Consider the following 7,707-nt stretch of genomic DNA (forward strand, 5'->3'; position numbering starts at 1 on the left):
TCGACGAGAACGCCGAGATCCTCGCCGAACTCGAATCGCTCAACGCAGGCATCCCGCCGGCGCAGGCCCAGATCATCACCAAGGTCGGGTCGGAGTGGTTCCGTTATTACGCGGGCTGGTGCACCAAGATCGACGGCATCGCGCGCGACGTGAACACCGGCGGCCTGACCGGCGTCGACTCGCACATGCACACCTATACCGTGCGTGAGCCCTACGGCGTGGTCGGCCTGATCTTCCCGTGGAACGGGCCAGTCTTCAACTACTGCGCAAAACTGGCGCCGTCGCTCGCGGCCGGCTGCAGTAGCGTCGTCAAACCCGCTGAGGAGACGCCACTTTCGGCGCTGGTACTGGACCGCATCCTGGCTGAGGCCGGAGTCCCCGAGGGCGTCGTCAACTTGGTGAATGGCTTCGGACACACCGCCGGTGCGGCGATCACCGCCCACCCCGATGTCGAAAAGGTCGCCTTCACCGGTTCGACCGAGGTCGGTCGGGCAATTGTGCACGCCGCCGCCGACAGCAACCTCAACAAGGTCACCCTCGAGCTCGGCGGCAAGTCACCGGTAGTGATCTTCGACGACGCCAACCTCGACCTGGCCGTCCCAATGGCCTCGTTCGGCACCTTCATTCACTCCGGACAGGCCTGCGTGTGCGGGTCGCGCATCTTCGCCCAGCGTGGCGTCTACGACCGGGTGGTCGAAGGAATCGCGAACATGGCCAACGTCATGCAGTTGGGCGGACCCAGCGACGAAGGCGCCATGGTCGGTCCACTGATCAGCCAGAAGCAGCTCACCCGCGTGCTGGGCTACCTCGATCAAGGCAAGTCTGACGGGGCCGAGTTGGTCACCGGCGGGCACCGGCTCGACCGCAAGGGTTACTTCGTGCATCCCACGGTGGTCACCAACATCGACCCCGATTCGAGCCGGCTGTTCCAGGAGGAGATCTTTGGTCCGGTCGTCACGATCCTGCCGTTCGACGACGAGGACGAGGCCGTCGCGCTGGCCAACAACAGCACCTATGGCCTCGCGGCCACCACGTGGACCAGCGATCTCGGTCGCGCGCACCGGATGGCCAAGAAGCTCAAGGCCGGAACCGTGGGACTGAACTGCCAGATGCAGTTCGATCACTCCATGCCGTTCGGCGGCTACAAGCAGTCCGGCTGGGGCTACGAGTCGGGCAAGGCCGGCATCGAGACCTACCTACAGACGAAAATCGTTTGGGCGCAGATGTAGGTGCCGCGGGGCCGCAGTAGTGTGAATGCATGCTGGGCCGCCTGGTAAGTGCTTTTCAACGATGGCAATATCGCAAAGGCCGTCCGGGATGGTCCGCCCGCATCGCAAACCGTATGGGCGCCTTGTCTTTTGCGAAGGGTATGGGGCCCAACGGAGCTGCCACGCTGGAAGTCCGGGGCCATAAGTCGGGACGGATTGTTTCCTTCCCGGTGGTCGTCGCCGACTACCAGGGCGAGCGCTATTTGGTCTCCATGCTCGGCCAGAAAGCGAACTGGGTGCGCAACCTGCGCGCAGATAACCATGGCGCTTTGGTGCGCGGTCGGCGCGAAGAGGTGACGTTGGTGGAAGACCTGTCCGACAAGCGCGCCGCGATCTTGCGTCGGTATCTCGAGCTAGCGCCGGGTGCGCGTCCGTTTTTCACGATCGATCGGCGCGCGCCGCTGGATGACTTCGAGCGAATCGTCGATCAGTACCCCGTCTTTCGCGTCGCCTGAGACGTCGACAAAGCCCGGTCCGGGCACCGGCGTGACGTTCTGCGCGGTGATCTCCTGCCGGCAATGTGCGCACACTAGAACCGGTTCGGCGGTCTGATCGCACGGTTGATGATGCAGCACAATCGGCGGACCCTGGGGGTTCGGCAGGTGATGGTCGCCCCACTGCATCAGGACCACGATCGCCGCGAACAGATCGCGTCCGGAATCGGTCAGCCGGTACTCGTGACGATCGGGGTCGCGCGCGTAGGGCACTTTTTCCAGCAGTCCCTTGTCGACCAGGGTGCGCAGCCGTGCGGACAAGGTGGGGCGCGGAATCTGGAGGTTGCGCGCCAACTGGCCGAAACGGCGAACCCCGAAGAACGCCTCACGCAGGATCAGCAGGGTCCATCGCTCACCGACGATCTCGAGGGCGCGCGCAACTGACTCGCCGTCGAAGCGATGCGACAAGTCCGGGTATTCCATGGTTCAACTAATGTACCGGTTCAAAAACTAAACCGGTAGTGCTAACGTGACTGAATCACTCACTGTGCAAAGCGAGGACGTATGGACACCGACGTCGCCACCATGCCCGTACTGGCGCAGGCGCGCGAGATCGCCGAGTTGGCGCGCGGCATGGCAGATGACATTGATTCTGCCCGCAGGCTGCCGCCCGAACTGGTTGAGGCGTTGCGGGATTCGGGCTTACTGCGAGCCGGCGCGCCGGTGGAGGTCGGCGCTCTCGAGCTGCCCGCGGGAACCGCCTTGCGGTGCGCCGAGGAGGTGGCACGTGGCGACGCGTCCGCCGGCTGGTGCGTGTCGATCGGGATCACCAGCACCCTGCTGGTCGCATACCTGCCACCGGTCAGCCGCGACGAACTGTTCGGCAACGGTCGCGGGCTGGCCGCGGGTGTGTGGGCACCGCAAGGCAAGGCCCGGCGGGTGCCCGGCGGTGTTGTGGTGTCGGGGCGCTGGGCGTTCTGCAGCGGTATCACCCACGCCGACGTGCTGTTCGCCGGCTGCGTACTCGAGGACCGCCCGGCGGTGGTCGCACTGCCCACCGAGCAGTTGCAGATCCTGGACACCTGGCACACCCTCGGCCTGCGTGGCACCGGCAGTCACGACACCGTCGCCGAGGAGGTGTTCGTCCCCGATAATCGGGTGCTCTCGATATTCGACGGTCCGGTGATCGACCGTCCGTTGTATCGATTTCCCCCATTCGGGTTTTTCGCGGCCTGCATCACCGCAGCCGCGATGGGCAATGCGCGCGCGGCGATCGACAACTTCGTCGAGCTCGCCTCGACCAAAAAGGGTGTGGCAGCCAGTCGCACGCTTGCCGAGCGATCCACCATCCAGGTGGCGGTCGCCACGGCCGAGTCGGCACTGGAAGCCGCGCGAGCCGGTTACTACCAAGCCATCGACGCCGCGTGGCAGGCGAGTCAGGACGGTCCCGCGGTGCCGTTGGAGGCGCGGACCCGGTTACGCCTCGCGGCAACCCACGGGGCACGCGTCTCGGCCGACGTGGTCCGCACGATGTACGACCTCGCCGGGGGCAGCGCGATCTACGACGGCGCACCGCTGCAACGACGCTTGCGGGACGCGTTCACCGCGACCGCGCACTTCCAGGTGAACGAGGCATCACGTGAGTTGCCAGGCCGAATCCTGCTGGGCCAGACCACCGAGGCGGCCATGTTGTGAGGTCGTCGATCGAAGCGGTGCTTCCGCTGTGGCTGGACCGGCCCGACCTGGAGGCACTCGAAATCGCCGAGGCCGCCGGCGCCGCGGGTCTGCAGGGGCTGTGGATCGGCGAGATGGCGACGTTCGACGCGTTCGCGTTGGCCACCGCCATCGGCGCTCGCGTACCGGGTTTAGGGCTGCGGGTCGGCCCCCTGCCGGTCAGCGTGCGCACCCCGGTCTCGATCGCGTTGGGGGCGAGTTCGGTTGCGGCGCTGACTGGCTGCGAGATCGACGTCGCGCTGGGCGCCTCGAGCCCGTTCATCGTGGCGGGCTGGCACGACCGTGATTGGTCACACAGCGCGGCGCGCATGCGGGAGACCATCGAGTGTCTACGGCCGATGCTGCGCGGTGAGCGCGGTGACTACGACGGTCAGCATGTGAAGAGTCATGGCTTCCGACTGCGTAACCCGTTGCCGCAGAGCCGGATCGGGGTCGGCGCGTTCGGTCCGGCGATGATGCGCCTGGCCGCTGAGATCGCCGATGAGGTGGTGCTCAATCTGGCTTCACCGCAGCGGGTTTCGCAGGTCCGCCAACAGATCGAGCACGACGCCGTCGCGGTAGGTCACACGCGGCCGCACGTGACGGTGTGGCTCCCGGCCGCGGTGCGGCCCGGTGAAGCGGCGCTGCGGCAGCTGGCCGGTCAGCTCGCGGTCTACCTGGCCCCGCCCGGCTACGGAGAGATGTTCTGCGAGCTCGGATTCGCCGATCTCGTCGAGCGGGCCCGCGCAGGTGCGCGACGGGCGGACTTGGCCGCGGCCGTTCCGCTGGAATTGGCCGAGCAACTGGCCGCATTGGGCACACCGGATCAGGTCGTTGACCGGATCCGGACCTACTTGCAGGCCGGTGCCGACACTGTCGCGGTGATACCCGTGACCGCCGAGGACCCCGGCGGCCGAACGGCGTTCGGCTGTGCCGCAGACATCTGCCGAAACAACTCACCAGCCAAGGAGGCTGCCTCGTGAACGCTGTCAACACTCAGTGTCGGCTGGCCGCACGCCCGGTCGACATGCCCAAGGCCACCGATTGGTCGATCGTCGAGGAGCCCAAACCGGTTGCAGCCGATGGAGAATTCGTCGTACAGGTCGACTACCTGTCCATCGACCCGGCCATGCGCACGTGGATGAACGCGGGCCGCAGCTACGTGCCGCCGGTGGAGATCGGTGAAGTGATGCGGGCCCTCGGGGTCGGGCATGTCGTCGAATCACGGCATCCGGGGTTCTCGGTCGGCGACGACGTGTCCGGGATATTCGGCATCCAGCGTTACGCGCTGTCCGACGGCGCCGAGGTGAACAAACTCGACACCACCTTGGCGCCGGCAACGACGTATCTGGGTGCCCTCGGCATCAGCGGGCTGACCGCGTACTTCGGCCTGCTCGATGTCGGCCGACCTGAACCGGGCCAGACCGTCCTGGTCTCTGGAGCGGCCGGATCGGTGGGCAGCATCGTGGGACAGATTGCGCGGATCAAGGGCTGCCGAGCGGTCGGCATCGCCGGTGGCGAAGACAAATGCCGCTGGCTGGTCGACGAGGTCGGATTCGACGCGGCGATCGACTACAAAGCTGCCGATCTGCGCAAGGAGCTCAAGATCCATGCGCCTGACGGTGTCGACGTCTATTTCGACAATGTCGGTGGCGCAACGCTGGAGGCCGCACTCAACCGGCTCGCGCACGGAGCCCGCATCGTGCTCTGCGGTGCGGTATCCCAGTACAACGACGCCCCGCGGGGGCCGGCCAACTACATGCAGTTGTTGGTAGCGCGGGCATCCATGACAGGATTCGTCATCTTCGACTACGCCAAGCGCTACCCGGAAGGTGTTGCGGAACTGGCGAAGTGGCTCAACAGCGGCGAGCTTCGATCACATGAACAGATCGAACACGGCGATGTCGGCGACTTTCCCGACACCCTGCTCAAGCTGTTCCGGGGCGAAAACACCGGCAAGCTGATCCTCGCGTTGGACCGCGACGGGGAATAGCCTCGCTGCGCGGTCTCGTTGCAACCGCGTATGAAAGCCTTCTCCGAGATCGAGCGCGAAGAGTTCCTGGCAGCCAAGCATGTCGCGGTGCTGTCCGTGGCCGCCGACGGCCGCCCGCCGGCCAGTGTCCCGATGTGGTACGACTACACCCCCCGTGGGAACATCCTGATCAACACCGGCGCGGGGGCGCGGAAGTCGAAGCTCATCGAGCGCGCCGGAGCGGTGACACTGGTCGTCCAGAACGAGGAGCCGCCGTATCAATACGTGGTCGTGGAGGGCACCGTCATCGACACCACCTCGCCCGCTCCAACGGATGTGCGCGAAGCCATCGCCATCCGTTACCTCGGCGAGGAAGCCGGCCGCGCGTTCGTCCGCAGTATGGAAGGGCAGAACACTGTGCTGTTCACCATTCGCCCGGACCGCTGGATCACCGCGGACTTCTCCGGCGAGCTGTAGGTTTCGCGGCTTTGTATTCAGAGCATGACCGCCCGTCGTGTCGTAGCCTTTGGCGTGACGGCGCGTCATAGGATGGCCATCTGTCGAACCAAGGTCGTTAAGCGCGAAAACCCTTAGGAAGCACGTCAAATGGACCTCGACCGCATCACTAACCCGCTGCGACTGGCGAGGGGATCACACCAGCCCGGATCGGGTAAAGGGTGCGCCATGAACGTGATCTCCTACATCAACGGCGATGAGCAGATCACCGACTTTCCGGCGACCTCAGCACGCCCGTTGGCATCGTTCGTGCAGCTGTGCAACGACTTACTGGCCGGGGCTGACGGCTACTTGTCGCCGGAGAACAGTCTGCTGGTGCTCGACCTCGGGTGGCTGACCGTCGGGACCGCCGACGTCGCTGAGAGTGTCATGCACATCTGGGTGACCAAACTGCTGATCAGCCCGCCGTGGGGCGTTGCCCGCTACGCTAACGGCGCTGCCGTCGACGCGATCGCCGACATCGCGGAGTTACACCGTCGGCTGGTGCCCGGTGACATGCCGCCAATTGCCGAGTGGGACAGCGCCAACCGGGCCGCCCGCGCTGTCAGCGAGACATCGGAGGGCGCCGAACTGTACGCGGTGCGGTCCGCTATGCAATCCACCTCACTCGTGGAGACCGATGACTGGGACACCCTCGATGCCGTCACCGGTAACGCGTTGCGTGCGCACCGGCTGGCCAACGGCGAAGTCGGAGCCGCCCGGATCGTGGAGGTCACCCGCAACGCCATCCGCTCGTGGCGGCGCCTCGCCGGCTTGAGCGTGGTGGGCAACGACCCCATTCCAGTTGCTGGTGTCCGCCCGCGGAAAGTCGTCGCGGCTTGAATCAGTTCTGCCGGTGACTGTCTCGTCGTAGCCTCAGCGCCCGGGTGACCGCGGCGGTTGCCGCGAGCATCGCCATCACAGTGAGAATGATCTGCGAGCCGTCAAACCCGACTGAGGTCAACAGCAGCGGCAGGCCAAAACCGATGTAGGTCAGCGCATAAAACGCACCGGTCAGCATGCCTCGGACATGTTGTGGTGCCGCGGCTTCCAAGTCGATCAGTCCTTCGCGCAACGAAAGCCCGGACGCGCAACCGAGGACCAGCAATAACGCAACGCTCATCACCGGCGTGATCGTCGGCGGCGTTACCGCGATGGCCGCATAGCCGAGCGCGGCCAGCGCCGCGCCGACGGTGCCGGCGCGCGGGCCCCAGGTGCCCAAGCGGGCGATGATCTGGATGACTCCGCTCGAGCCGTTGACGATCAGGGCCGCGATACCCGCGGCGATCGGAGCCGCGAGCCCGGTGTGGACTCTGGACGGAATCGTGATGAATCCCAGTGTGGCCGATGCGAACACCCACGGGGCCAACGGCAACGCCCAACTCAAGGCCCGCGTGCTCGAAGGCCTTGAGGTCGTGGCGGTTTGCGCGTCACCGGTTGCTACCGGCACCGACTCCGCCGTGCCACGTGCGGCCGCATACATGAAAGCCATCGCCGCCACGACCAGAGCCGCGGCTACCGCGAACGACACCTCGACGCCGAAATCTCCCGCCCCGGCGATCAACCCTCCGGCGAACGGTCCGATGGCGAATCCGGCGATCAGCACGGCCCCGGCGGTGGCCGCACCGGCCGGACCTCTCAGGTCGGAAGCCCACGCGGTGCCCGAGGTCATTGCCAGACCCACACCAACGCCGACGATCAAACGCCCCGGCAGCAAAACGTCGGGTTGCTGGGAAAGCAGCATCGCAACCGTGCCCACCACAGCTGTCGCCGAACCGGCCAACGCGACTGCTTTGCGGCCGAGGGCATCCGAGGCTCGGCCACC

General features: G+C 66.0%; 8 protein-coding genes and 1 pseudogene. 7 read left to right on the forward strand and 2 right to left on the reverse strand.

All coding sequences use genetic code 11. The annotated features are described in order from the left end of the window. The coding region (locus VN856_RS15830; RefSeq protein ID WP_325690648.1) for an aldehyde dehydrogenase family protein at positions 1-1,229 on the forward strand (1,229 nt) is incomplete at its 5' end. Between the two features lie 29 nt (positions 1,230-1,258). Next, positions 1,259-1,723 (forward strand): nitroreductase/quinone reductase family protein, encoded by a 465-nt coding sequence (locus tag VN856_RS15835; protein WP_325690650.1) that lies wholly within the window; start codon positions 1,259-1,261, stop codon positions 1,721-1,723. 9 nt (positions 1,724-1,732) lie between these two features. On the opposite strand, the pseudogene VN856_RS15840 reads toward VN856_RS15835, so the two are convergent. Next, positions 1,733-2,185 (reverse strand): annotated as a pseudogene (locus tag VN856_RS15840) (winged helix-turn-helix transcriptional regulator); the annotation flags it as partial. Positions 2,186-2,266: 81 nt separating this feature from the next. Here VN856_RS15840 and VN856_RS15845 point away from each other — a divergent pair. From VN856_RS15845 to VN856_RS15865, 5 genes are all read left to right on the forward strand, one after another. Continuing rightward, on the forward strand, positions 2,267-3,397 hold the full coding sequence (locus VN856_RS15845; RefSeq protein WP_325690652.1) for an acyl-CoA dehydrogenase family protein: 1,131 nt from the start codon (positions 2,267-2,269) through the stop codon (positions 3,395-3,397). Continuing rightward, on the forward strand, positions 3,394-4,398 hold the full coding sequence (locus VN856_RS15850) for an LLM class F420-dependent oxidoreductase (protein WP_325690654.1): 1,005 nt from the start codon (positions 3,394-3,396) through the stop codon (positions 4,396-4,398). The genes VN856_RS15845 and VN856_RS15850 overlap by 4 nt, the downstream gene beginning before the upstream one ends. Beyond that, positions 4,395-5,408, forward strand: coding sequence for an NADP-dependent oxidoreductase (locus VN856_RS15855; RefSeq protein ID WP_325690656.1), 1,014 nt, complete (start codon positions 4,395-4,397; stop codon positions 5,406-5,408). The genes VN856_RS15850 and VN856_RS15855 overlap by 4 nt, the downstream gene beginning before the upstream one ends. A 30-nt stretch (positions 5,409-5,438) precedes the next feature. Beyond that, positions 5,439-5,864, forward strand: coding sequence for a pyridoxamine 5'-phosphate oxidase family protein (locus VN856_RS15860; protein ID WP_325690658.1), 426 nt, complete (start codon positions 5,439-5,441; stop codon positions 5,862-5,864). A 207-nt stretch (positions 5,865-6,071) separates the two neighbouring features. Beyond that, positions 6,072-6,725: a hypothetical protein gene (locus tag VN856_RS15865; protein WP_325690660.1), complete on the forward strand. Its 654-nt coding sequence runs from the start codon at positions 6,072-6,074 to the stop codon at positions 6,723-6,725. A gap of 1 nt (position 6,726) precedes the next feature. On the opposite strand, the gene VN856_RS15870 is transcribed toward VN856_RS15865, so the two are convergent. After that, positions 6,727-7,707 (reverse strand): MFS transporter (locus tag VN856_RS15870; RefSeq protein ID WP_325690662.1); only part of this gene is annotated, 981 nt, incomplete at its 5' end.

The organism is Mycobacterium sp., from assembly GCF_035603715.1.
Classification (GTDB): Bacteria; Actinomycetota; Actinomycetes; order Mycobacteriales; family Mycobacteriaceae; genus Mycobacterium.